The 23,930-nt window shown below is 27.8% G+C and carries 20 protein-coding genes; 12 read left to right on the forward strand and 8 right to left on the reverse strand.

Annotated features, from left to right (window positions below; all coding sequences use genetic code 11):
- Positions 1-28: 28 nt before the first annotated feature.
- The 3 genes from ASUIS_RS05055 to ASUIS_RS05065 all read right to left on the reverse strand — a co-directional run bounded on the left by ASUIS_RS05055 (position 29) and on the right by ASUIS_RS05065 (position 4,248).
- Positions 29-2,122, reverse strand: coding sequence for a TonB-dependent siderophore receptor (locus ASUIS_RS05055; protein WP_118885984.1), 2,094 nt, complete (start codon positions 2,120-2,122; stop codon positions 29-31).
- A gap of 116 nt (positions 2,123-2,238) precedes the next feature.
- On the reverse strand, positions 2,239-3,108 hold the full coding sequence (gene rhuM, locus ASUIS_RS05060; protein ID WP_118885985.1) for a RhuM family protein: 870 nt from the start codon (positions 3,106-3,108) through the stop codon (positions 2,239-2,241).
- A 219-nt stretch (positions 3,109-3,327) separates the two neighbouring features.
- A complete protein-coding gene (locus ASUIS_RS05065) occupies positions 3,328-4,248 on the reverse strand; it encodes a DUF4365 domain-containing protein (protein ID WP_118885986.1) in 921 nt (306 codons plus the stop codon).
- Between the two features lie 177 nt (positions 4,249-4,425).
- Here ASUIS_RS05065 and urtA point away from each other — a divergent pair, with 177 nt between their 5' ends.
- The 11 genes from urtA to ureG all read left to right on the forward strand — a co-directional run bounded on the left by urtA (position 4,426) and on the right by ureG (position 14,971).
- Positions 4,426-5,697, forward strand: a complete 1,272-nt coding sequence (gene urtA, locus ASUIS_RS05070) for an urea ABC transporter substrate-binding protein (RefSeq protein ID WP_118885987.1) — start codon at positions 4,426-4,428, stop codon at positions 5,695-5,697.
- 52 nt (positions 5,698-5,749) lie between these two features.
- Complete coding sequence (urtB, locus tag ASUIS_RS05075; RefSeq protein ID WP_118885988.1) at positions 5,750-7,327, forward strand: urea ABC transporter permease subunit UrtB; 1,578 nt, start codon at positions 5,750-5,752, stop codon at positions 7,325-7,327.
- A gap of 3 nt (positions 7,328-7,330) precedes the next feature.
- Positions 7,331-8,440, forward strand: coding sequence for an urea ABC transporter permease subunit UrtC (urtC, locus tag ASUIS_RS05080; RefSeq protein ID WP_118885989.1), 1,110 nt, complete (start codon positions 7,331-7,333; stop codon positions 8,438-8,440).
- The gene (urtD, locus tag ASUIS_RS05085; RefSeq protein WP_118885990.1) at positions 8,440-9,228 is read left to right on the forward strand and encodes an urea ABC transporter ATP-binding protein UrtD; all 789 of its coding nucleotides are present in this window, start codon (positions 8,440-8,442) and stop codon (positions 9,226-9,228) included. The genes urtC and urtD overlap by 1 nt, the downstream gene beginning before the upstream one ends.
- Position 9,229: 1 nt before the next feature.
- Positions 9,230-9,925, forward strand: a complete 696-nt coding sequence (urtE, locus tag ASUIS_RS05090) for an urea ABC transporter ATP-binding subunit UrtE (protein ID WP_118885991.1) — start codon at positions 9,230-9,232, stop codon at positions 9,923-9,925.
- 135 nt (positions 9,926-10,060) lie between these two features.
- A complete protein-coding gene (locus ASUIS_RS05095) occupies positions 10,061-10,813 on the forward strand; it encodes an urease accessory protein UreD (RefSeq protein WP_118885992.1) in 753 nt (250 codons plus the stop codon).
- Between the two features lie 10 nt (positions 10,814-10,823).
- Positions 10,824-11,501: an urease subunit beta gene (locus tag ASUIS_RS05100; protein WP_118885993.1), complete on the forward strand. Its 678-nt coding sequence runs from the start codon at positions 10,824-10,826 to the stop codon at positions 11,499-11,501.
- A 1-nt stretch (position 11,502) separates the two neighbouring features.
- Entirely contained in the window at positions 11,503-13,206 is a 1,704-nt protein-coding gene (gene ureC, locus ASUIS_RS05105) for an urease subunit alpha (protein ID WP_118885994.1), read from the forward strand.
- Positions 13,207-13,215: 9 nt separating this feature from the next.
- On the forward strand, positions 13,216-13,662 hold the full coding sequence (locus tag ASUIS_RS05110) for an urease accessory protein UreE (protein WP_118885995.1): 447 nt from the start codon (positions 13,216-13,218) through the stop codon (positions 13,660-13,662).
- A 1-nt stretch (position 13,663) separates the two neighbouring features.
- Positions 13,664-14,353: an urease accessory protein UreF gene (locus tag ASUIS_RS05115; protein ID WP_226799992.1), complete on the forward strand. Its 690-nt coding sequence runs from the start codon at positions 13,664-13,666 to the stop codon at positions 14,351-14,353.
- Between the two features lie 30 nt (positions 14,354-14,383).
- The gene (gene ureG / locus ASUIS_RS05120) at positions 14,384-14,971 is read left to right on the forward strand and encodes an urease accessory protein UreG (RefSeq protein WP_118885997.1); all 588 of its coding nucleotides are present in this window, start codon (positions 14,384-14,386) and stop codon (positions 14,969-14,971) included.
- Between the two features lie 2 nt (positions 14,972-14,973).
- On the opposite strand, the gene ASUIS_RS05125 is transcribed toward ureG, so the two are convergent.
- The 5 genes from ASUIS_RS05125 to ASUIS_RS05145 form a co-directional block, all read right to left on the reverse strand.
- The gene (locus tag ASUIS_RS05125) at positions 14,974-16,221 is read right to left on the reverse strand and encodes a response regulator (RefSeq protein WP_118885998.1); all 1,248 of its coding nucleotides are present in this window, start codon (positions 16,219-16,221) and stop codon (positions 14,974-14,976) included.
- 10 nt (positions 16,222-16,231) lie between these two features.
- Positions 16,232-16,978 carry a hypothetical protein gene (locus ASUIS_RS05130; RefSeq protein ID WP_118885999.1) on the reverse strand — a complete coding sequence of 249 codons (747 nt, stop codon included), beginning with the start codon at positions 16,976-16,978 and terminating at the stop codon, positions 16,232-16,234.
- Positions 16,979-17,043: 65 nt separating this feature from the next.
- Positions 17,044-19,185, reverse strand: a complete 2,142-nt coding sequence (locus ASUIS_RS05135) for a hypothetical protein (protein WP_118886000.1) — start codon at positions 19,183-19,185, stop codon at positions 17,044-17,046.
- Entirely contained in the window at positions 19,182-20,126 is a 945-nt protein-coding gene (locus ASUIS_RS05140) for a hypothetical protein (protein ID WP_118886001.1), read from the reverse strand. The genes ASUIS_RS05135 and ASUIS_RS05140 overlap by 4 nt, the downstream gene beginning before the upstream one ends.
- 9 nt (positions 20,127-20,135) lie before the next feature.
- Positions 20,136-21,761: a UvrD-helicase domain-containing protein gene (locus tag ASUIS_RS05145; RefSeq protein WP_118886002.1), complete on the reverse strand. Its 1,626-nt coding sequence runs from the start codon at positions 21,759-21,761 to the stop codon at positions 20,136-20,138.
- 137 nt (positions 21,762-21,898) lie between these two features.
- On the opposite strand from ASUIS_RS05145, the gene ASUIS_RS05150 reads away from it, so the two are divergent.
- On the forward strand, positions 21,899-23,926 hold the full coding sequence (locus tag ASUIS_RS05150) for a methyl-accepting chemotaxis protein (protein WP_118886003.1): 2,028 nt from the start codon (positions 21,899-21,901) through the stop codon (positions 23,924-23,926).
- Positions 23,927-23,930: the final 4 nt, after the last annotated feature.

Below are 23,930 nucleotides of genomic sequence, written 5' to 3' on the forward strand. Positions count from 1 at the left end.
GTATATCAAAACTATAAATTTAAAATAATTAAAAATTATATTTGACTGAAACATTAAAATTTCTTGGTTCACCATAAACCATCCAATAATTACCAATTCCTTCATAATATTTTTTATCAAATAAATTATTTACATTTAATTGAACAGAGGTATTTTTATCTAATTTATATTTCATCATTGTATTTGCTAATAAATAATCTTTTTGTTCAATATATGAATTTCCTGTTCCTGTATAATATTTACTGTAATATTTTAATCCAGCTCCTACATCTAAATCTTTATTTAACTTATAATTTGTAAATAAATTTGCAGTAGCTCTGGATTGTTTTGTATTTACTTTTTCATTTTTTGCATCTTTTGCTTCAAATTTTGCTAAAGAAAAAGTTGTATCTAATTTATCAGTAAGTTCTCCAGCTAAAGAGACTTCATAACCCTTACTTTCAACACCTTTTTTTGCTTCATATGCATAACTTCCATCAGATAGTGTTACTCCGTCAATTACTTGAGGAACATTGTCTTGTATTATTTTAAATAATGAGAAAGATGTGTTTAATTTTCCATCAAAATATTCACCTTTTATACCTGTTTCATAATTTTTACCTACAATTGGATCTAGATATTTTTCATTTATATCTTTTACTCTTTGTGTTTTAAAAATATCTGTATAACTTACAAATAAAGAGTGATTATCATCTAATTCATAAACTAAACCAGCATAAGGAGTTAACTCATTTTTGAACTCTCTATCTTCAACAGTTTTATCATCACTATGATATTTCCAAGTTGATAGCCTTGCTCCTGTGATTAGATTAAGTCTTTGAGTTAAAGAAAATCTACCAACTAAATAGATTCCTATTTGTTCAGTTTCTTCTGGAAAACCAGTTGTATAAGCTGTATTTGTAAGAAGTGCTTTTCCATCGTAATCAAAAAGGTTCGATACTGACTCAAAGGCTTGTCTATATTCATCTGAATCTTTTGATTTATTATATGTACCTCCTGCAATAATCTCTTGAGAAAGATTTAAAACATTAAAAGGAACATCAAAATAAGAATCTAAATTCATCTCATCATATGTAACATGATCTGCATATTGACTCACATTCATTCCACTACCATTAACTTTGTTTAATGAACCTGTAAATCTTAAAGTGTGAGTTCTTTCATAAATTCTTCTAAAAGAGCTTGAAAGATTAAAAGTTATGTCATCATAAATATAGTGTTTTATATTTCCAAAAACTTCTTTTGTTTCCATATCCCAATAAGCCCAATCTTTTGTAAGTGAAGTTGACCTTGGAAAATCTGTTCTTGTTCCATCTGAATAAAAAGCAGGCAATGCCCAAAACCAAGCACCACCTCTATACATATTATCATAAAAAGTACCTATAGAAACAGAAGTTTCATCACTTAAATCAGCATCAATAATTCCATAAAAAAGAGTATTGTCTTTATCAAAATTGTCATAAAAGTCTTTTGAATTTTCATTTTTTAATACAACTCGACCTCTTACTTTTTTATCTTGCGTTAAAGGTGTTGACATATCAATCGTTTGAGAATATGAATCCCATGAACCAGCATCTAAAGTTAAACTTCCTTCAAATTTTTTGCTATTAGCATGTTTTCTAATAAAATTCATACTCAATGAAGGGTCTCCTTGTCCTGTCATTAGACCATTTGCTCCTTTTACAACTTCAACTCTATCATATATTGCCATATCAAAATCGTTTTGACTTGTAGTTGAATATGAGGGTGAACCATCAACTTTGTAATAAGTAATGTCAAAACCTCTTGCAGCTGAAACTACATTTGTTCCTCTATTATTTAACGTAACACCTGCTATATTACTTAACACATCTTTATAACTAGTGATATTTTTGTCTTCAATCTCTTTTGAAGTAATTACAGTAATTGTCTGTGGTGTATCTTTTATAGATAGGTCTAATTTTGTAGAAGTATTCATATAATCAGTAGTATAAGAATCCGTTCCCTGCGTTACATTTGAATTATTTTCTATTACAGAAATAGTATCTAATGAAATAACTTCATCTTGTGCAAATAGTTTTGTGCTTAAAACTAAAATTGTAGCTAGACTTAAATGTCTAATATTAATTCTTTTTCCTATCACTTATTGTCTCCTTGAAATGAAAGAAAAAATAATATAATGACATTGTTAATTAGCTGTTAATTTTTCTTCTTATTACAGTTATTGAGAATTAAATATCAAGATTAAAGATTAAATTTTTATTCTTTTAATTTTTCTAATAGTTCTGATATTTCCAAATTTATCTTAGAAAAAGCAAACCATTTTTTACCCAAATCCTTCAAACTAGCACCAATATGATAAATTTCTTGATTATCAATAATCAGAAATCTATCGTGAGAATTTTTGAAAGTTCTTAGCGTGATATTATTGTATTGCTTTGAGTATTTTTCAAAATCAAGTTTGAGTTGTTTAGAAATAATATTTGTATAAATAGTTACTTTTATATTTGATGTTTTTGAAAATAGAGTTAAAACTGTATCATCTATATAGTTATCTATTAGAATAATTTCACTTTTTGCACTTCTTAATAAATCAGAAATAAAACTATAAGAGTCATAAATTTGTCCATCATAGAAAATGCCTTGAGTTGTTTCTATAGTATTGTTTTTTATAAGTGACTTGACATCATTCATTTGAGATTTTAAAATATTTACATCATTTTCTAAATTTACAAATCTTTCATTAGTAATTTTATCTGCATTTATTACATAGCCATTTTTAATGTAATTTTTTAAAATAGATGTTGCCCATTGACGGAATTTTGTAGCTGTAATTGAGTTTACTCTATATCCTATTGATATAATCATATCAAGATTATAGTGTTCAATATTTCTTTGAATCTCTCTATTTCCTTCTTTTTGAACTATTCGAAAAATTCGAATAGTTGAATTTTTATTTAGTTCTTTTTGTTTATAAATATTTTTAATATGATAATTAATAGTATGTATTTCAACACTAAAAAGCTCCGACAGTTGCTTTTGTGTAAGCCAAATTGTTTCTTCATTTACAGAAACTTTTAGTTCTAATTCTCCATCATTGTAAAGTACAATATTTGAAATATTATCCATAAAATCACCTTTGAAAAGTTGTTTTATAACTTTATCAAAAAAATTAGTTTTGCTTTAAAAATATTGCAAATTGTTATTTTTCTCTTGATTTTAAAAAGAATAAATTTAGAGCTTAGAATAGAGGAAATTTATTTATTGGTATTAGAGTATGCATTCCCAAGTAGAACTTGGGAACGAAGATAAGCTAGAGCTTGGGAACGAAGAAAAAAAGTTTTGAAATTATTTATTATAAGAAAGATAAGTTGACATATAAGTAGGTAAAAACCATTCTCGACATAATTCTTCATAATTACGTCCTAAAATATTTAATCTTCGCCACATTTCTTCTATAGAAAGTTTAAGTTTATATATATCAATATTATTACTATAAATATATTTTTTTAATTGCATTAATTCACCAAAAATTATATTTAAGATTTGCCACATTTCAATATCCTTCCAAATATCGAGTAATTCTAATAAATTTATAAAATGTTTAATCATATTTATAAATTCTTCATTCTTTAGTGCATAGTTATATCCAATCTCTTCATTCTGATAATTGAATAAATTAAAAGCTGAATATAATTTTTGTCGTTTTGCAAAAAATCTTATAGGAATTAATCCTTCATAAGATGAAACAATCTCATTTTTATATGGTATGTATAATATTTTAGAATCTTTTCTTAAATAATCAGAATCTTTTGGAATAATACATTTATCAATCAAATCGTTTAAACAAATAAAAAATATTTGTTTTGTGTCAAGGGTAACATAAAATAGCAAAACAGGTACCCCTGAACCCATTGATTGTATAGTTTTTAATTCACTAGTTTCTAATTGATGTTTGATAACATCAATTTCTATAAATTCTTCCTTCTCCTTTAATTTATATTTTGCTACATTATCACGAGACTTTACTTTGATTTTTTGGACTTTTAATTTTTCTACAGATTTAACTTGAATAAATAAGTGTTCTCCCAAAGTTTCAGCTTTTCTTTTTTCAGCATCAATATATTTAAAAATTTCAATTGATAAATCGATACCGTAATCAGGACGATATTCTCTTATTAGCCATTCTTTTGGCAATATTTCTTTTATAATATCAAAAGATTCACTTTCCATAATATGCTGAAAAGCTCTGATTTTCCTATTTGTCATAGTATTATCCTCTATTTTTTTGTTTTAGTAAGTGTATAACTATTTTTTATTATTTTCAAGTTGTCTAAATTCTATACACTAACCATTCCCAACTCACATCAAAAACAACACTAAAACAACACTTCTTTTTTATACTTCGCTTAGAAGTCAAAAGGACTTAAACTAAAAGGAGATTTTATGAAAAGATTATTTGCAAAAGCAATCGTTACTTCTGCGTTACTTGGTGGAATGTTAGTTCATGCTGCTGATACTATCAAAGTTGGGGTTTTACACTCTTTATCTGGAACTATGGCTATTTCTGAGACTACATTAAAAGATACGGTTTTAATGTTGATTGATGAGCAAAATAAAAAAGGTGGAATTTTAGGTAAAAAACTTGAACCAGTAGTTGTTGACCCAGCTTCAAACTGGCCTTTATTTGCTGAAAAAATGAGAGGATTATTAACTCAAGATAAAGTTGATGTTACATTTGGTTGTTGGACATCAGTTTCTAGAAAATCAGTTCTTCCAGTTGTTGAAGAGTTAAATGGTTTATTATTTTACCCTGTTCAATACGAGGGTGAAGAGTCAAGCAAAAATGTATTCTATACAGGTGCTGCGCCAAACCAACAAGCAATTCCAGCTGTTGATTATTTAATCAAAGAGATGGGTGTAAAAAGATTTGTTTTAGCTGGAACGGACTATGTTTATCCAAGAACTACAAACAAAATCTTAGAGGCTTATTTAATCTCTAAAGGTATTAAAAAAGAAGATATTATGATTAATTATACGCCATTTGGTCACTCTGATTGGCAATCAATTGTATCTGATATTAAAAAATTTGGTTCAACTGGAACAAAAACAGCAGTTGTTTCAACTATCAATGGAGATGCAAATATTCCATTTTATAAAGAGTTAGGAAACCAAGGTGTAAAAGCTGAAGAGATTCCAGTTATTGCATTCTCTGTTGGTGAAGAAGAACTTTCAGGAATTGATACAAAACCTTTAGTTGGACATTTAGCTGCATGGAATTATTTTGAAAGTGCTGATACAAAAATCAATAAAGATTTCATTTCAACATGGCACAAATTTATCAAAGATGACAAAAGAGTTACAAACGACCCAATGGAAGCTACATATATCGGGTTTAATCTATGGGTAAAAGCTGTCGAAAAAGCTGGAACTACTGATGTTGCAAAAGTTAGTGATGCAATTATTGGATTAAGTGTTCCAAACTTAACAGGTGGAACTGCAAAAATGCTACCAAATCACCATATTACAAAACCTGTATTAATCGGTGAAATTCAAGAAGATGGTCAATTTGAAACTGTTTCTTCAACAAAAGAAATTGAAGGTGATGCTTGGTCTGATTTCTTACCAGGATCAAAAGATTTAATCGCTGATTGGACAAAACCAGTTAATTGTGGAAGTTACAACACAGTTACTAAAAAATGTGTAGGTACTAAATAACAAATCAAAATATGGAAGAGTTTTCTTCCATATTTCTCTTAAGGAAATAAAAATGAATATTTTAAAAATAATACTCCTTAATTTATTGATTTTCTCATTTTCATACTCTTCTACTTTTGAGGAGTTATCTAGCAAATTATCAGATAATAGTTTCAAAGTAAAAGAAGATGTTTTAAATGAGTTAATAATAAATTATAAAGATGAACAAAGATTAGAAATTTTATTACAAAATATGCTTTTAGGAAATTTATATTTTCAAAATCAAAGCAATGAAATCCTATTTTTAGAGAAAGATAGTTTTAAATCTATATTTACTAATAATGTTATTTCAAATGCTAATCAAGATGATTTTTCAAAAGTAAAAATAAATAATAAATTAAGAAGTGTTATAAAAGCCTCATTGGCAAAAATAAATCTTTTTGCAAAAGATGAAAACAAAAGATTAAATGCAGCAAAAAATATCTTGGAAAACTTAGAAGAGCAAGATAAAGAGATTATTTTAGAGGCTTTAAAAAGTGAAAAAAAATCTTCAATAAAAGATATTTTACTTGAGAGCCTTGCAAACATAACTGCAAAGTTTTCAAGAGGTGAAGAACAACTAAAAGCTATAAGTGAACTTGGTGGATTTTTATCTGCAAAATCACTTGAAACTTTGACTGGTTTAAAAGAGTCAAATGATGAAAAAATAAAAGAGGCAGTTAAAAATGCTTTAAATGAAATAGAATTTAGTAAATCTATTTATTCATTTATTGAAACTGCATTTTTTGGGCTTTCTCAAGGTTCAGTTTTACTTTTAGCTGCTATTGGTTTAGCGATTACTTTTGGGGTTATGAAAGTAATAAATATGGCTCACGGGGAGTTAATAATGATTGGAGCGTATACAACTTATACAATCCAACAATTAATGCCAAATATGATTGAGTATTCTGTAATCATCGCAATTCCTGCTGCATTTATAATAAGTGGATTAGTGGGAATTGCTATTGAAAGATTGGTTATTAGACATCTTTATGGAAGACCACTTGAGACATTATTGGCAACTTTTGGGATAAGTTTGATTTTACAACAAGTGGTGAGAACAATATTTTCTCCTCTAAATCAAGAGGTAAAAACACCATCTTGGATGAGTGGAGCTTTGGAAATAAATGGGGCTTTATCTTTGACTTACAATAGATTGTATGTTGTGATTTTCGCTTTTATTGTATTTTTTGCGATTCTTTATGTGATGAAAAAAACATCATTAGGACTAAAAGTTCGAGCTGTTTCTCAAAATAGACCAATAGCAAGAGCTATGGGAATCCAATCAAGTAAAATAGATGCAATCACTTTTGGGATTGGTTCAGGAATCGCTGGCGTTGCTGGCGTTGCTTTATCACAGCTTACAAATGTAGGACCAAATCTTGGACAAGCTTATATTGTTGATTCATTTATGGTTGTTGTATTTGGTGGAGTGGGAAATTTATGGGGAACGCTAATCGCTTCATTTACACTAGGAGAGATAAATAAATTTATTGAGCCACTTGCAGGTGCGATTTTGGCAAAAGTTATCATACTTGTGTTTATTATCTTATTTATACAAAAAAGACCTAGAGGATTATTTCCTCAAAAAGGTCGAGATGCACAGGATTAAAAAATGGAAAATAAATCAATAATTTTAAGAATTTTAGAAAATGACAAGGGTGGAAAAGTAGTTTTATCATCTTTGGCTGTTGTTGTGTTTGTGGTTGCATTTTGTAATTTGTTTATTCCTGAAAGCTCAGTTTTTCATATCTCAACTTTTACAGTTACGATTTTGGGAAAATATTTAGCTTTTGCACTTTTGGCATTGGCTTTGGACTTAGTTTGGGGATATTTAGGGATTTTAAGTCTAGGTCATGGGGCTTTTTTTGCACTTGGTGGATATGCCTTTGCCATGTATTTAATGCGTCAAATTGGAGATAGGGGAGTTTATGGAAATGCTGAACTTCCAGACTTTATGGTATTTATGAACTTAAAAGAACTTCCTTGGTTTTGGATGGGTTTTGATAATCCAATATTTGCAATTTTAATGGTGATGATAGTTCCAGCAATTTTGGCTTTTGTATTTGGTTGGTTTGCATTTAGAAGTAGGGTAACAGGAGTTTATTTATCAATCATAACTCAAGCTTTAACTTATGCTTTGATGTTGGCATTTTTTAGAAATGATATGGGTTTTGGTGGAAACAATGGTTTGACAGATTTCAAAGATATTTTTGGCTTTGATTTATCAGCGGATAGTACAAGGGTTGCTTTATTGATAATCACTTTTTTTGCTTTGGTTTTAGGATATTTGATTTGCAGATTTATCATAAATTCAAGACTAGGTCGAGTTGTAATCTCAATAAGAGATGCTGAAAGTAGAGTGAGATTTTTGGGTTATAAAGTTGAGCAATATAAACTTTTTATATTTGTCGTTTCAGCCGTGCTTGCAGGAATTGCAGGAGCTTTATATGTGCCTCAAGTTGCAATCATAAATCCAAATGTATTTTCTCCACTTTTTTCTATTGAGTTAGTAATTTGGGTTGCTATTGGTGGACGAGGAACTTTGTATGGAGCGATTATTGGCGCTATTGTGGTAAGTCTTGCAAGTACTTATTTCACGTCTGCACTTCCAGAAGTTTGGTTATATGCTCTTGGTGGATTATTTGTGGTAGTTACTTTATATCTTCCTAAGGGAATAGTTGGGTTAATAGCCATGATAAATGAAAAAAGAAAGGCTTCATAATGGTATCTTTAAGAAATAGAAATGAAGATAATATCGGAGATTTAAAAATAGGAAGTAGAATTCTTCTTGTGGATGGTGTAAGTGTTAGTTTTGATGGATTTAAGGCTTTAAATAATCTTAGTTTTTCTATAAATTATGGGGAACTAAGATGTATCATCGGAGCAAATGGAGCTGGAAAATCAACAATGATGGATGTTGTAACAGGTAAAACAAGACCAGATTCAGGAAGTGTGATTTTTGGAGAAGCTGTTGATTTATTGAGTTTAGATGAGCCAACAATCGCCCAAATAGGAATTGGAAGAAAGTTTCAAAAGCCAACAGTTTTTCAAAATCACACAGTTTTTGAAAACCTAGAACTTGCTATGAAAGATGATAAAAGATTTTTTAAAACACTTTTTTCAAAGTTGAGTTCAGAGCAAAAAGACAAAATCGAAGAAACCATGAAACTAATAGGTCTAAAAGAACTTTATAATCTTGAAGCAGGGATTTTATCGCACGGTCAAAAACAGTGGCTAGAAATAGGAATGTTAATTATGCAAGAACCAAAACTTTTACTTGTGGATGAACCAGTTGCAGGAATGACACCACAAGAAGTGGAAAAAACAGCAGAAATTTTGACAAGTTTAGCTGTAAATAATGCAGTTGTAGTTGTGGAACATGATATGGAATTTATAAGAAGTATCGCAAAAAAAGTGACAGTTTTACATGAGGGTTCTGTTTTGGCTGAGGGTTCTATGGACTCAATCCAAAATAACGAAAAAGTGCGAAAAGTTTACCTAGGGGAATAAAATGTTAAAACTAGAAAAAATAAACCAATATTACGGACAAAGCCACACTTTATGGGATTTGGATTTAGAGATAAAAAAAGGAAGATGCACTTGTCTTATGGGAAGAAATGGAGTTGGAAAAACAACTATCAGTAAAGTAATTATGGGATTACTTCCTATAAAAGATGGAAAAATAATCTATGAGGGAAATGACATCTCAAAACTTTCAGACTTCCAAAGAGCAGGAATTGCAATAGGTTATGTTCCACAAGGAAGAGAGATTTTCTCACAGCTAACTGTAAAAGAAAATCTTGAAATTGGAGTGATGACAAATAGAAATAAAATCAAAAAAATCCCAGATAAAATCTACGATTTATTTCCAGTTCTAAAAGATATGGCAAATAGAAAAGGTGGAGATTTAAGTGGAGGTCAACAACAGCAGTTAGCAATTGGAAGAGCTTTATGTATCGACCCAAACTTTCTAATTCTAGATGAACCAAGTGAAGGAATCCAACCAAATATCGTAGCTCAAATAGGACAAGTTATTGATTATCTAACCAAAGAAGAACAAATCACAGTATTGCTAGTAGAGCAAAAACTACCCTTTGCAAGAAGACATGGTGATGACTTTTATGTAATAGATAGGGGAAGTGTTGTGGCAAATGGTGAGATAGTGCAACTTAGTGATGAGATTATTAGGAAGTATATGTCAGTATAAATTTTTTATATAAGAAAGTATTTTTAAGCTGAAAAATCAATAGCCCAAATCTATATAATATTTATACAGCTGAAGAAAAAGTAATCTATATTTTTTTGATAAAATATTTACAGACAAAAGAGCTTTAGGAGAAAAATGAGTATTAAATTTGCTTTTAAAGATGACAAATTTTCTTTAGATAAATTACAACTTCCCTCAAGACACTATTATTTTAACGATAATGAAAATTATATAAAGTTATTAAATATTGGAGAAGGAATTTTTCCAAAGGATAAAATCAGAACATCTTTAAACCTTGATAATTCAAATTTAATCTTAACAACCGAATCAGCTACAAAAATCTATCAGTCACAAAAAGAGTATGGAATCCAAAAAATTGATATTGTTTTGAAAAATAACTCAAATTTAGAGTTTATAAATGATGAGTTGATTTTATATAAAGACTCTCGATATATTCAGTTTTTTAATCTAAAAAGCGATGAAAATTCAACTTTCTTTTACACTGATATTTTGAGTCGTGGAAGAAGTTTTGAGAATTTTGATTTCTCAAAAATGAAAATAAAAAACAGATTTTTTGAAAATGAAAAACTAGAATATATAGAAAAATTCGATATTTTAGGTGATGAATTAAAAGATTATATCACTAGAAAAAACAGTGTTAATTTCATTTTTGCAAAGTTTTATATAAAAACTAACCATAATGAGCAATTTTTAAACAGCTTACATCTAGAAAATTTTGAGAGTTTTTCATATAGTAAACAAAAAAAAATTATTCTAGGTTCTATTAGTTCGAATAATATGTTTGAACTAAAAACAAAAATTACAAAAGTTTGGGAACTATATAGAAAACAATTAAATAAAAAGAGTTTTAATTTAGGTAAACAATAAAGAGGTAAAAATGTTTCTTACAAATCGTGAACAAGAAAAACTAATGCTTTATACAGCTTCATGTCTAGCACATGAGAGAAAAAATAGAGGTTTGAAACTAAACTTTCCAGAAGCTACAGCAATTTTAAGCTCATATATAATCGAGGGTGCAAGAGATGGAAAAAGTGTTGCCCAACTTATGGTTGATGCTACAAAAGTTTTAAAAGAAGATGAGGTTATGGAAGGAGTGGCTTCCATGATGCAAATGGTTCAAGTTGAAGCTACTTTTGATGATGGTACAAAACTTGTTACTGTTCATAATCCAATTCCTTACTCTAAAACTTCTATGATTCCAGGGGAATATATAGTAGATGAGGGTGAAATAGAACTAAATGCAAATAAACAAATTATTACTATTGAAGTGGAAAACAAAGGTGATAGACCAGTTCAAATAGGTTCTCACTATCACTTCTTTGAAGTAAATAGTGCTTTAAGTTTTGATAGAAACCAAGCTTATGGAAAAAGACTTGATGTTGCAGCTGGAACTTCGGTGAGATTTGAACCAGGTTCAATAAAAAAAATAAATCTAATAGATTTTGGTGGACGAAGATATGTAAGTGGATTTAATGGTTTGGTTGAGGGCTTTTTGGACGATGTTAATGTAAAAGCCAAAGCAATGGAAAATCTAAATAAGTTTTTAGGAGTATAAGATGAAAATGTCAAAAGAAAAATATGCTTCAATGTATGGACCAACTGTTGGTGATAGATTTAGACTTGCCGATACTTCATTAATCGCAAAAATTGAAAAAGATTACACTATTTATGGAGAAGAGAGTAAATTTGGTGGTGGAAAAACTATAAGGGACGGAATGGCTCAAAGTCCAACTGCTGTTGAAGTTGCTGATTTGATTATTACAAATGCAATAATCATTGACTATACAGGTATTTACAAAGCTGATATTGGAATCAAAGATGGCAAAATCAGCGCCATTGGAAAATCAGGAAATCCAAATCTATGTGATGGAATAACCCATGGCTTAGAAATTGGAGCAAATACTGAAATTCTTTCAGCTGAGGGTAAAATTATCACAGCTGGTGGAATTGACACACATATTCACTTTATAAGTCCGGGTCAAATAGATGAAGCCTTAGCTAGTGGAGTAACAACCATGATTGGTGGAGGAACAGGACCAAACACTGGAACAAATGCCACAACTTGTACTCCAGGGGCTTGGAATATCGCAAAAATGATTCAAAGTGTGGATGATTTACCTTTAAACTTTGGATTTATGGGAAAAGGAAATAGCTCAAGCAAAGAAGCTTTAGAAGTTCAAATAAAAGCGGGAGCAATGGGACTTAAACTTCACGAGGATTGGGGAAGTACTCCAAATGCCATAGATACTTGTTTAAGTGTAGCAGAAAAGTATGATGTACAAGTTGCAATTCATACGGATACACTTAATGAATCAGGATTTGTGGAAACAACTGTTGGAAGTTTTAAAAATAGAACAATTCACACTTTCCATAGTGAAGGTGCTGGTGGTGGACATGCACCTGATATTATAAAAGTAGCTGGTTTAGCAAATGTACTTCCAGCAAGTACGAATCCCACTTTACCATACACAAAAAATACAATAGAAGAACATCTTGATATGCTTATGGTTTGTCATCACTTAAGCCCAAAAATTCCAGAAGATGTCAGTTTTGCAGAAAGTAGAATTAGAGGAAAAACAATAGCAGCGGAAGATGTACTTCATGATATTGGAGCTATTTCAATCACAAGTTCTGATTCACAAGCAATGGGAAGAGTTGGGGAAGTATTAATACGAACATGGCAAGTTGCAGACTCTATGAAACAACAAAGAGGAATCTTAGAAGGTGATGATGAAAAAAGCGATAATAATAGAATCAAAAGATATATAGCAAAATATACAATAAACCCAGCCATCGCTTCAGGAATTGATGAATATGTTGGAAGTGTAGAAGTTGGGAAAATGGCAGATTTAGTTTTATGGAATAGGGCATTTTTTGGAGTAAAACCAGAAATTATCATAAAAGGTGGATTTATAGCACTTGCATTAATGGGTGATTCAAATGCCTCAATTCCAACACCAGAACCAAGTATGTATAGAAAAATGTTTGGAAGTCTTGGAAAGGCATCGGCAAAAACAAGTGTAATCTTCACCTCAAAAGTAGCTCTTGAAGATGATTTAGATGTAAAACTAGGAATCAGCAAATCAATGTTGGTTGTTAAAAACACAAGAACAATAGGCAAAAAAGATATGAAACTAAATGACTTCATAGGAGATATAAAAGTAGATCCAGAAACTTATGATGTAACAGTAAATGGTGAACTAATAGAGTCAAACTATGTATCAGTAGTTCCAATGGCTAAAAAATATTTTATGTTTTAGGAAAAAATAGTGACATTTAGCGTAATAAAAAAAGTAATAGAGATAAAAAAAGACATTGTTGCAAACGATGAGGTTGAACTCTCTTGGTTTGATATGCAAAAACCAAATTTAACAGCTGTTAGTAAAAAAGGTGTAAATTTAGTTGTTAAAGCTAAGTTTACACACCTACATGAAAATGATATTTTAGTTTGTGAAGATGGCTATACTATAAAAGTTAAAAGAAGTGAAGATGAGATTTTTACTTTAGAATTTAGTGATGCTTTGACTTTTGCTAAAACAGCTTATGAGATTGGGAATAGACATCAACCTTTGATGATTGAAGAGTTTAAAATCATTGTTTTAGATGATATTTCACTTTCAGATATTATCAAAGATTCTTATGCAAATACAGCTGTAAAGTGTGAGAAAACAAAAGGCTACTTTAAACCAAATGGTAAAGCACACCACAGCCACTAATATGACTAAAAAAACAAATCTAAAAAGCCTAAGCAGATTTTTACAAATACTTGATGGAACATTTCCCTCAGGTGTTTTTGTGCACTCTTTTGGGCTTGAACCACATATTATAAAAGAGAATGTAAAAGATATAGATGGTTTAAAAATTTATCTAAAAAATCTAATCATTGACCAATACTCAAAAATGGAGTTCGTTTATATAAAAAAAGTTTTTGAAGCTTTAGAAAACAACAAACTAAATTTAGTAAAAAAACTTGATAATCAATATGGCTCATATCTTACTTTTGAGTATGCAAAAGCTTCTAAAAATATGGGAGATAACTATTTCACTCAAATAAAAAATCTAGCTTCAAAAGATATTGTAAAAGAGTATTTTCAAGCCATAGAAGAAAAAAAATCTGAATCAAATGAGATAATAGTTTTAAGTGCTTATGCCTTTGATTTAGATATTTGTATGGAAGATTTTATTGTAATGTGGACTAAAAAGAATCTAATAAATATTGCAGCAACAAGCCTTAAAATATCAAGAATAAAACCATCTGAAATTCAACAAATGTTATTTGAGTTTGATGAGATTTTAGAAAACTTAGGATTTGAAAATATAGAGAATAAAATTACAAATTTTAATCCGCTATTTGAGGAAATTATTTTTTCTCACAAAAATTTAGAACCCAAAATGTTCACAACTTAATTCGATAATATTTTAAAAATGGAGTAATAAATGGCACTAAAAATAGGAATAGCAGGACCAGTTGGAAGTGGAAAAACTTCTTTGATTGAAAGCTTAACAAACATACTAAAAGATAAATACTCTTTAGGAATTGTAACAAATGATATTTATACAACAGAAGATGCAAACTATCTAAAACAACACCTTGATTTAGATGAAAATAGAATCATTGGTGTTGAAACTGGTGGTTGTCCTCATACTGCAATTAGAGATGATATTTCTATGAATCAACGAGCAATTATTGAGCTTGAAGAGAGATTTAATCCTGATATTGTATTTGTAGAAAGTGGTGGAGATAATCTTAGTGCTACATTTTCTTATGAGTTGATTGATTATTATATGTATATAATTGATGTAGCTCAAGGTGCTGATATTCCTCGAAAAAAAGGAGCAGGTTTACTATTTAGCGATTTACTTGTGGTAAATAAAATAGATTTAGCACCTTACGTTGATGTGGATTTAGAGCTTATGAGAAGTGATGTATCAAATAATAGAAAAAATAAACCCTCTGTTTTTATCTCACGAAAAGATAAAGAGAGTTTAAATCAAGTAGTTTCTTGGATAGAAGCTTTAATGTGATTTTATTCTGTTAAATCTCTCATTCTTGATTCAAGAGTTTTAATAACATCATTTAAATCATTTATTTTTTTGATTTTTTCAGCATTTGTTTTCATTAAAAGATCTAGTTCTTTTTTAGTAGCAGCAATTTCATTCATAGCTTCTCTATTTTTTTCTGCAAGTAAATTTTTTTCTTGTTTAACCATGGAAAGAGTTCTTGCATACTCTTCTGCCTCTTTACTTTTTACAGTCATATGTCCTAAATATTTTTCATCCACATTATGCATTTGCATTTCATAATGATCGAGTTGTCTTTGTCTGCTTAAAGTTTTGGCTCTTTGTTCATCTAATTCTTCTTGTAACCTTGGAATATATGATTCTAATTGGTTGATTTTGTCATTTAGTTCTAGAATAGTTTTTTTGTATGTGTATTCTTTTTTATTAAATTCTTGAACACTTTTTATAACTTTCTTTTGAAATTCTCTTTTTTCTATATTTTCTTGAGTTGTAGAAAAACCGATAGTTATATACTCATCCTTAAAATTTGAAGCCAATTTAAAAATTGTATTTTTAAGATAAAAAGTATCTTTATCTTTTGTTATGAACTTAGTATTTCCTGTCCAAATTTTACCTTCTTTTATAATTTCCCATGTATCATCAATTGCTTGTTTTGGAACATCCGGATGAATAAGTTCGTTGAAATTTACATTTTTTAATTCATCTAGTGTATATTTTGAAGTAAATAACAAACTTTTATTTGCAAAAGAAATAACTCCATTTTCATCCATTTTATAAATCATCGCTACACTATCAACAGCATCTAAATATGTTTGAAGTTCTTTTTGTTTATCTTGTAGTTCTGTTTCAAAAAAACTTTTTTCACAAACTTCAGTTATTTTTTTTACAAGAATAGTTGTATCAATAGGTTTCATAATATAGTTACTAACATTTAAGTCAATAGCTTTTAATAAATTATCAGTTTCACTTCTAGCTGTGGTAAAAATCAAAGGAATAAAAGAGTCAATTACTCTAATCTTTTCTAACATTTCAAGACCATTCATAATTGGCATATTAATATCTGAAATGATTAAATCAATTTTTTCATTTGTAATTCTAGAATGTTCATATTTTTCTAGTCCCTCAAGACCATTTGAAGCTAGAATAACTTCTTTAAAAAGTTTACTGAGGAGTTTCCCTAATTTTTCTCTAGCTAACTCTTCATCTTCTACAAAAAGTACTCGTTGGTTTTTTAAAAAATCAGGTGTGAACATGTTTTACCTTTTATTCATAAGGAGTAACCGATGGAGGAAACTCTTCAAAAGCTTTTTTTATTGAATTTATAATTGAATTTTTATATTTATAATTTTGCATTGGATTTGAAAATTGTAGATAATCAACAGCTCCTTGTTGAGTTTTCTCTTTCTTATAAACAAAAACTACTTTTTTACCTAGTTTTACGCTGTTTTCATAAAGAAGTCTTGCATAATCATTTATATATGGAAACTCTTTTTCTTTGATTTTATCTCCCCAACAAAAAAACACAAATTTACCACTTGGGATTAAATTTGCTGCATCTAAATACATAATATCTCTGTCAAATTGTGTTGTTTGAAAAGAGTTATAACTCTCTAAATCACTATTAAATTTTTCTAGTAAAACAGGAATATCAATACTTCTTTCTATTAGATTAAATAGATTTCTAATCTCTACAATTTTACCAGCACAATGTTCTCTCATTGCTTGCTTGAAAACTGTAATATATCCTTCCCCTTTTAATTCAATCATTTTTCCAAAGTCTTCAAAGTCTTGTTCTAGTAAATATTTATTTGAATCAAATCCAACTGGAGTTACCATTGGACTGTATAAAAATACAGTTCCAATAATATTTTTCTTTTTATCTTTTGCTGTTTTTATTTTTTCTTTTAACTCTTTAACTGTTATCTCTTCATCTTCTGCATTAAAATACATATAACTTTGCGTTAAAAAAATCTCTTCATATTTAGTTTCAATTGTTCCAAAATATTGCATTAAAATCCCTTATTAATTATTATATATATATTATCAAATATTCCTAAATACCTTGCTTATAATTATCATTTTGATTTTTGATAAATTCTAAGATTTGCACACTCTTTTATAATCTCATTGTAATATTTAGTGTTACTATAATCTTTTTTTAACATATCAAAATATTTTCCATAATTATTTTGGATATAAGAGTTATAAACTTTTTCATTGTTATAAAACCAATATCTCTCAAGTTCAAATCTACTTAAATCTTTGTTGTAATAATCTTGTGTTTTAGTTGAATAATTTATATCGTATAAGGCTAATTCAGTTTTTGCCAACAAATAAGTTATTTTGGCTTCAAACTCTTTTTCTTTTGCTTCTTCTTGGGCTTTTGTATAATATTTTATTGCTAAATCAATTTTCTCTTTTTGTAAATCTTTATCATTAAAAGAGTAAACACTTCTGTAAACTGTAGTTAAAATATTTGAGTTTCCAAAATAACTAAGATTATATAAAGCATTAGCAAAAAGATAGTTATCCATTACGCTATTTGGATTTTTTTCAAGCTCTTTTTTTATTAGAATAGTTTTTTCTAAAAACTCTTTTACACTCATAACATCTTGTTTCCCACTTCTGTTATTTCCTCTAATTAAGCCATTAAAAGGATTAAATTGAACAAGAGTGCTTAAATAATTAGAGTTTAACTCTAAAGCTTCTTCAAATTTTAGATTATTTATTAGAAGTTTTGTTTTTGCTTCTTGTAGATTATCATTTAAAACAAATTGATTGTTTTGTTTTTTTAATAAATTTTGTTCTAAATATTTTTTTGCAAAATGTTCTTGAATTTTTGATTGTTTTGGCTCTTGCATAAAAATTCTGAATTTTTCTAATAATACTAAATCAAAAGAAGCATTATCTAAATAGTTGATATTAGAAGCTAAAAAAGCATAAAATTTATCATTTTGTTTTAGATATAGTTTTTTTAATACAACAAAAGTATAATCATGAATAGCACTTGAAGTTGTTTCCTCTTTGATTAGTTTTTCCATTTTATCATAAATTATATTTTCAGTTTCTCTGTCAATTTTTTCTAATTTTTGCAGATATAAAATATAAGAAAAAGTTTGAACTTCATGTGGCTTTGGGTATTTATTTAATAAATCTTTTTCAATAGTTGAAGCTTCAGCAAAATTATTTTCATATAAATTAAAATATCCTAAAGATAAATTAACTAAATACATATCATCTTTATTTATAGTTTTTAAATAATCTATATATTTTTTGAATGGAAAATTTCTTTCAATTTCATTATTTTGATCAAAAAAGTGTTGAGTATTTAAAAGTTCTCTGTAAAGTGTGAAATCAAACCATTTTGAGTTTTTATCAATAGTATAAATATTTTGTAACTCTTCCATTACATTACTATTTTCATTTAAAGCTCTAATGGCATAAAATTTTGTTTTTTCTTCATTGTTTTGTGCTAATTTTAGTAATTCATTCCATTGTTCATTTGTTTTTATATGATGAAAATTGTAGTAACTTAAATGCCAATTTATTCTGTTTTCATCAAATAATTTAGTGAATTCATAAACTCCTTTTACAGTTTGTGCATTTTTAACCAATGCACCGGCGTATAAACCTTGAATCCAATCTTTTACAATAGTATTATCTTTTGTATCTAATAGATATTTATATTTTTCATATAAAGCCAAAGGTTCTTGATTTTTAAAGTGGGCAAGTCTTAGAGCTAAATAAAAGTATCTTAGTTTTAAATATGGTGAATTTACTGTATCTATTTTTGAAACAGCTTCTTTTATTAAAAGATTAAAATCTTTTAAATTTTTTAGTTCATCATTTGAATAATATCCATCACTTACATGTTTTTCTTGTTCACTTACAAAAATCAAATAATCTTTAATCTCTTTGTCATTTATCAAGTCTAAGTTTTTTCTTTTGTAAACAAAATCTTCAATCTGTTTTGCAGAAAAACTATCATTTAGTTGTTTCATCCACTCTTGAATATTTTTTTCTTTATTGTTTTTTTCATAACTCCAATAAATTGTATTATAAACATTTGCAGATTTTATCTCTTCTGCAATATTTGAAAAGGGTTGATTTCTATGTTCTAAAAATACAAACTCTTTTTCGTTATAATCCCAACCATCAGCGCAGGCAAGTAGGGAAATGTTTAAAATCAGGCTTAAAATAAATGCTTTTAAAATCATAGTTTTCCTTTTATTAGTTTTTCTAAATCATATTTATTTTCATATTTTAAAGTGTAAAAAATCACTTCATTAAATCTATTTTTTGATATTTTAAAAAAATCATCAAAAGCTGTTTTTATATCTTCTTTTTCTGAGTCTTCAAATCTAAAAATATCACCTTTATAAACATATCTACCTTTAAAATAAGTACTGTTTATAACTTCATATTTATTGTTATCTAAAGCTTTAAAATTTTCATCAAAAATTTTTTTTTCTGCTCCTTCAAAAATATCTAAAGCTTTGTTTTCTCTAAATTGGATAGCTTGAGAATAAAGTGGAAGTGCAAGTTTTAATTTTAATTTATAACTATCAAAATTATAGTGATATTTTTTTGCAATGTCATTATCTAATATAGAATTTTTTGTGTTTATATCTGATATATCAGACATATTGTAATACATCAAAACTCCATAATCAACAGGAGGAATTCCTGTTTTTATATAATATTTTATTTGATGAAGTCGAATAGTTGCACTTAAAGTTTTGTTTAGTTTTACTTTTAAATCTTCAAGAAGTTTAAAATAGTTTGACTGAGTACTACTTGACCAATCACAATCTATTTGTAACTCTTCAAAACTTAAATTAGTGGCTTTTAGGTTTCTGATAATTTGATTACTAATAATCGAATAATCTACATTTTTCATAGTATCGTTTGTGATATAAACAACAGGAACAAAAATATCATTTGGTTTTGTTTGAAAAATGGTGTTTATAACTTCAATTTTTGAAGAGTAAGAAATATCTAAAACTTTTATATAAATTTTTTGTTTTATCTCTTTTTGATTATAACTATTTTCCCAATGATAAAAAGATATGTTTATTGGTTCTTCTTTTTTATTTTGAATAAAAATAAAACTAACAATCAAAAATACAGCACTTAATAATAGTAAAACTATTTTCATAAAAATCCTTTAAAATGCGTTTATTTTATTTGCTCTATTATTTTTCAACCACTCTTCTTGCAGTTCTTTACTCTTTTTATTATCTGCTCGTTTGCTTATAAATCTTGATCTCACATGAGTCGTTGTTTCATCATTTTCATTGTAAGTATATGTTAGATTTAAATCTGCTAGTTGTATGGCATTTTTGGCTCTTGTAGCTGCTACATAATAGATATTTAACTCTTCGTTTATTCTTAGATATGAGAGTTTATTTTTTGTATTTACTATCTCTTTTTTTGAGATAAAATCATCAGCCATTAATACTTGCTCATATTCTAAACCCTTTGATTTATGAGTAGTTGTAAAGATAATATCAGCTTGATTTTTATCAGTTACTAAAAACTCTTTTATTTTTTTATTTATCTCAAAAATATTATCTCCATAAGTATTGATAAACTTGATAATATTTAAATAATCTTGATTTTTTGTATCTTTTGCAAACTGTTCAAGCTCACTTATTGTTTCAAAATCTTTTATTTCATCTATTGTGATTTTGTCATTTTTTTTCTGTTTTAGATAAAAAATAGAATAAACAGTTTGGTTCATAAATGAATAAGAGTTATAACCACCCTCAAAATAAACCTTTTTTTTATCGTGAATAAAATAGACTAATTGTTGAATCAGTCCAAAAGTACTTCGAGCAATCACACAAAACTGTTTAGAAAAATCTATATGATTTTTCCCTATCAAAGTTGTTTTCTCTAAACCTGAAATTTTAAGAGGTTTTGAGGAGTTTATTTCATATAAACTATTTAGATTATTTTGTAAAACTTTGGCATAGTTATCTCCAAATCTAAAACTTTGTGTTAAGTCATACGAGGGTAAATCTATTTTATTTAAGGCATTTGTAGCAAATCTAAAGGTATAAATTTGTTGAAATGAATCCCCAACATAAATTCGTCTACAACTTTGATTTTCAACAATTCCAATCATTACATCACTTATATCTTGAGCTTCATCAACCAAAATTAAATCATAAGGAAGATTTGCCGATACTTTTTTATTTAGATAAAACATTTTTAGATAAAAATCGTGAGTTGCATCAATGATTTTGTTTTTCATGGCACTTAAAATTGTTTTTAGATGCTCAATCACTCGTTTTTCATTTTTGTTTATTAGTTCAAGTATTTTTGCACCTAGTTCTGATTGTTTTTTATATGATTCTATTAGTTTTGAATCAAGGGCGATTAAAGAAGAGTTACAATAAAAATTTACTAAATCTTTTATTAAAGCCACATATTCAGGAATTGGATAATAAGCCTTTTGATTTACTATTAATTCATGGTTTATTATCACATTTTCTATAACTTGATTTTTTAAATCATGGGCAAGATTGTAGTTATATGCTTCAATTTTATTATAAGCCAATGAATGAATGGTGCTTATGTGCATAAAAGGTAAATTGTACTCTTTTAATTTTTCTTGCAGTGAAGTTTGCAAAGATTTATTATATGCTAGATATAAAATTTTTAGGTGAGAATTCTTTTTTGCATATTCAAGAAGTGTGGTTGTTTTTCCACTTCCAGCAACGGCATTAATTTTAAATGAGAATTTATCACTATTGATTATTTCTTCTTGCTCTTTGGTTAATATCATATTGGAATTGTAGCATTACAGACTAAATTATCAATAAAAAAATCTAAAATTATTTAAAACTCAGATTACTCAAATTTTAAGGATAATATCCTCAGATTCTTATGATAAAATAATTATAATTAAAATAGGAGAGAATTATGAGTTTAAGAAATAAAATTTTTATGGCATTTACAATACTTGTACTAATATCGATTTCATCAAGTATTATTATTTCATACAATATATCAAGTATGAAATCAAATGTAAAAGAATTATCAGATGTTTATTTTGAAGGAATTACATCTTTACTCGAAGGTGATAGGGATTCTTATCAATCAAATTTAGCATTAACTCAAATTATGAGTTTAAATGATAATGAGAAAATAAATAAGCTAATTACAAAAGGTGTAAGTGATAATATAGCACAAGTAAAAGAGAGATTTGATGCCTTTAAATCAAATTTAGCAGATGATTTATCAAAAGATAAAAGTAAATTTGATGAATTTGAAAAATATTATTCTTTAACAAAAGAGAATACTCAAAAAATAATTGAGTTTGTAAATGTACAAAATATCGTAGGTGCTAGAGATTTCTATTTTAATACTTATCTAAAAGATTATGCATCAATGAGAAATGTAATTGATTATTTCACAGATGAAACTTATAAAATTATTGATGAAAATAAAGCCCAAACTAATGATTTAATAGAGTTATCTTTAAGTATATTTTTAATAATTTCTATATTAACAGTATTCATAACAGTTGTTTTTTCATATTTACTTGGAAAAAATATTAACAACTCTATTAAAAAATTACAAGATGGTTTATTAGGATTTTTTGATTTCTTAAACAAACAAACAAAAGATGTTGCTTTGCTGGATACAAGTTCAAATGATGAAATTAGTCAAATAGCACAAGTTGTAAATATAAATATTGAAAAAACTAGAAAACTAATAAATCAAGATGAACAGTTGATTACAGATGTTAAAAAAGTTGTTGAAGTTGTAAAAACTGGTAATTTAAGTATTAAAGTAAATGCTAATACTGAAAATGAGTCACTAGAAGAGTTAAAAATAATTTTTAATGAAATGTTGAAAGTTATAGCTGAAAAAGTTTCTACTGATATAAATAAAATAGAAAATGCTTTAAAACAGTTCCAAACTCTAAATTTTGCATATAGAATTCCAGAAGCGACAGGACAAACAGCAATAGGTTTAAACTCTTTAGCAAAAGTTATAAGTGATATGTTGGTTTTAAATAAATCAAATGGATTATCACTTCAAGATAGTGCAGATTACCTTTTATCAAATGTAGATAAATTAAGTAGAGCTTCAACTCAAGCAGCAGCAAGTATTGAAGAAACAGCAGCAGCTTTAGAAGAAATCACAGGTAATATGTCAAGTAATACTCACAACGTAACGCAAATGGTTTCTTATGCAAATGAGCTTACAAATTCTGCAAATGAAGGTCAAAAACTAGCAAGTGAAACTACAGTTTCAATGGATGAAATAAATATGCAAGTAAACGCTATAAATGAAGCAATTACAGTAATTGATCAAATAGCATTCCAAACAAATATTTTATCTTTAAATGCAGCTGTTGAAGCAGCAACTGCAGGAGAAGCAGGGCGAGGATTTGCAGTGGTTGCAGCAGAAGTGCGAAACCTAGCTTCAAGAAGTGCAGAGGCTGCACGTGAGATAAAAACATTGGTTGAAAATGCTACAAATAAAGCAAATAATGGTAAAAATATAGCTGATAAAATGATTAGTGGATATGGTGGATTAACTGATAATATAACTAAAACTATGCAATTAATAAAAGGTGTAGAAATAGCTATAAAAGAGCAACAACAAGGAATAGAACAAATTAATAATGCAATTAATTCACTAGATCAACAAACTCAAGCAAATGCAATGGTTGCCGCTCAAACTAAAGATATTGCAAATCAAACACAAAGCATTGCTTTGACTATTGTTGCTGATGCTGATGAAAAAGAGTTTGAAGGCAAACATAATGTAAAAGTAAAGAAATATGATGGAAATGTTGTTGTACAACAAACCACAATTTCAAAATCACAACCTAAAAAAGCTGAATCAAATGTAAGTGTAAAAATTGACTCAAAAAAAGAAGTTAAAAAAGATATTACATCTAATACGAAAGACAATGACGAATGGGAGAGTTTTTAAACTC

The organism is Arcobacter suis CECT 7833, from assembly GCF_003544815.1.
Taxonomy (GTDB): domain Bacteria; phylum Campylobacterota; class Campylobacteria; order Campylobacterales; family Arcobacteraceae; genus Aliarcobacter; species Aliarcobacter suis.

Coding starts and splice junctions, on each gene's coding strand:
- ASUIS_RS05065 (WP_118885986.1), bottom strand. CDS start 4,248: ATGACAAATAGGAAAATCAGAGCTTTTCAGCATATTATGGAAAGTGAA.
- urtD (WP_118885990.1), top strand. CDS start 8,440: ATGGTATCTTTAAGAAATAGAAATGAAGATAATATCGGAGATTTAAAA.
- urtE (WP_118885991.1), top strand. CDS start 9,230: ATGTTAAAACTAGAAAAAATAAACCAATATTACGGACAAAGCCACACT.
- ASUIS_RS05135 (WP_118886000.1), bottom strand. CDS start 19,185: ATGATTTTAAAAGCATTTATTTTAAGCCTGATTTTAAACATTTCCCTA.
- ASUIS_RS05130 (WP_118885999.1), bottom strand. CDS start 16,978: ATGCAATATTTTGGAACAATTGAAACTAAATATGAAGAGATTTTTTTA.
- ureG (WP_118885997.1), top strand. CDS start 14,384: ATGGCACTAAAAATAGGAATAGCAGGACCAGTTGGAAGTGGAAAAACT.
- ASUIS_RS05095 (WP_118885992.1), top strand. CDS start 10,061: ATGAGTATTAAATTTGCTTTTAAAGATGACAAATTTTCTTTAGATAAA.
- urtB (WP_118885988.1), top strand. CDS start 5,750: ATGAATATTTTAAAAATAATACTCCTTAATTTATTGATTTTCTCATTT.
- ASUIS_RS05125 (WP_118885998.1), bottom strand. CDS start 16,221: ATGTTCACACCTGATTTTTTAAAAAACCAACGAGTACTTTTTGTAGAA.
- ASUIS_RS05115 (WP_226799992.1), top strand. CDS start 13,664: ATGACTAAAAAAACAAATCTAAAAAGCCTAAGCAGATTTTTACAAATA.
- urtC (WP_118885989.1), top strand. CDS start 7,331: ATGGAAAATAAATCAATAATTTTAAGAATTTTAGAAAATGACAAGGGT.
- ASUIS_RS05145 (WP_118886002.1), bottom strand. CDS start 21,761: ATGATATTAACCAAAGAGCAAGAAGAAATAATCAATAGTGATAAATTC.
- ASUIS_RS05150 (WP_118886003.1), top strand. CDS start 21,899: ATGAGTTTAAGAAATAAAATTTTTATGGCATTTACAATACTTGTACTA.
- urtA (WP_118885987.1), top strand. CDS start 4,426: ATGAAAAGATTATTTGCAAAAGCAATCGTTACTTCTGCGTTACTTGGT.
- ureC (WP_118885994.1), top strand. CDS start 11,503: ATGAAAATGTCAAAAGAAAAATATGCTTCAATGTATGGACCAACTGTT.
- rhuM (WP_118885985.1), bottom strand. CDS start 3,108: ATGGATAATATTTCAAATATTGTACTTTACAATGATGGAGAATTAGAA.
- ASUIS_RS05100 (WP_118885993.1), top strand. CDS start 10,824: ATGTTTCTTACAAATCGTGAACAAGAAAAACTAATGCTTTATACAGCT.
- ASUIS_RS05140 (WP_118886001.1), bottom strand. CDS start 20,126: ATGAAAATAGTTTTACTATTATTAAGTGCTGTATTTTTGATTGTTAGT.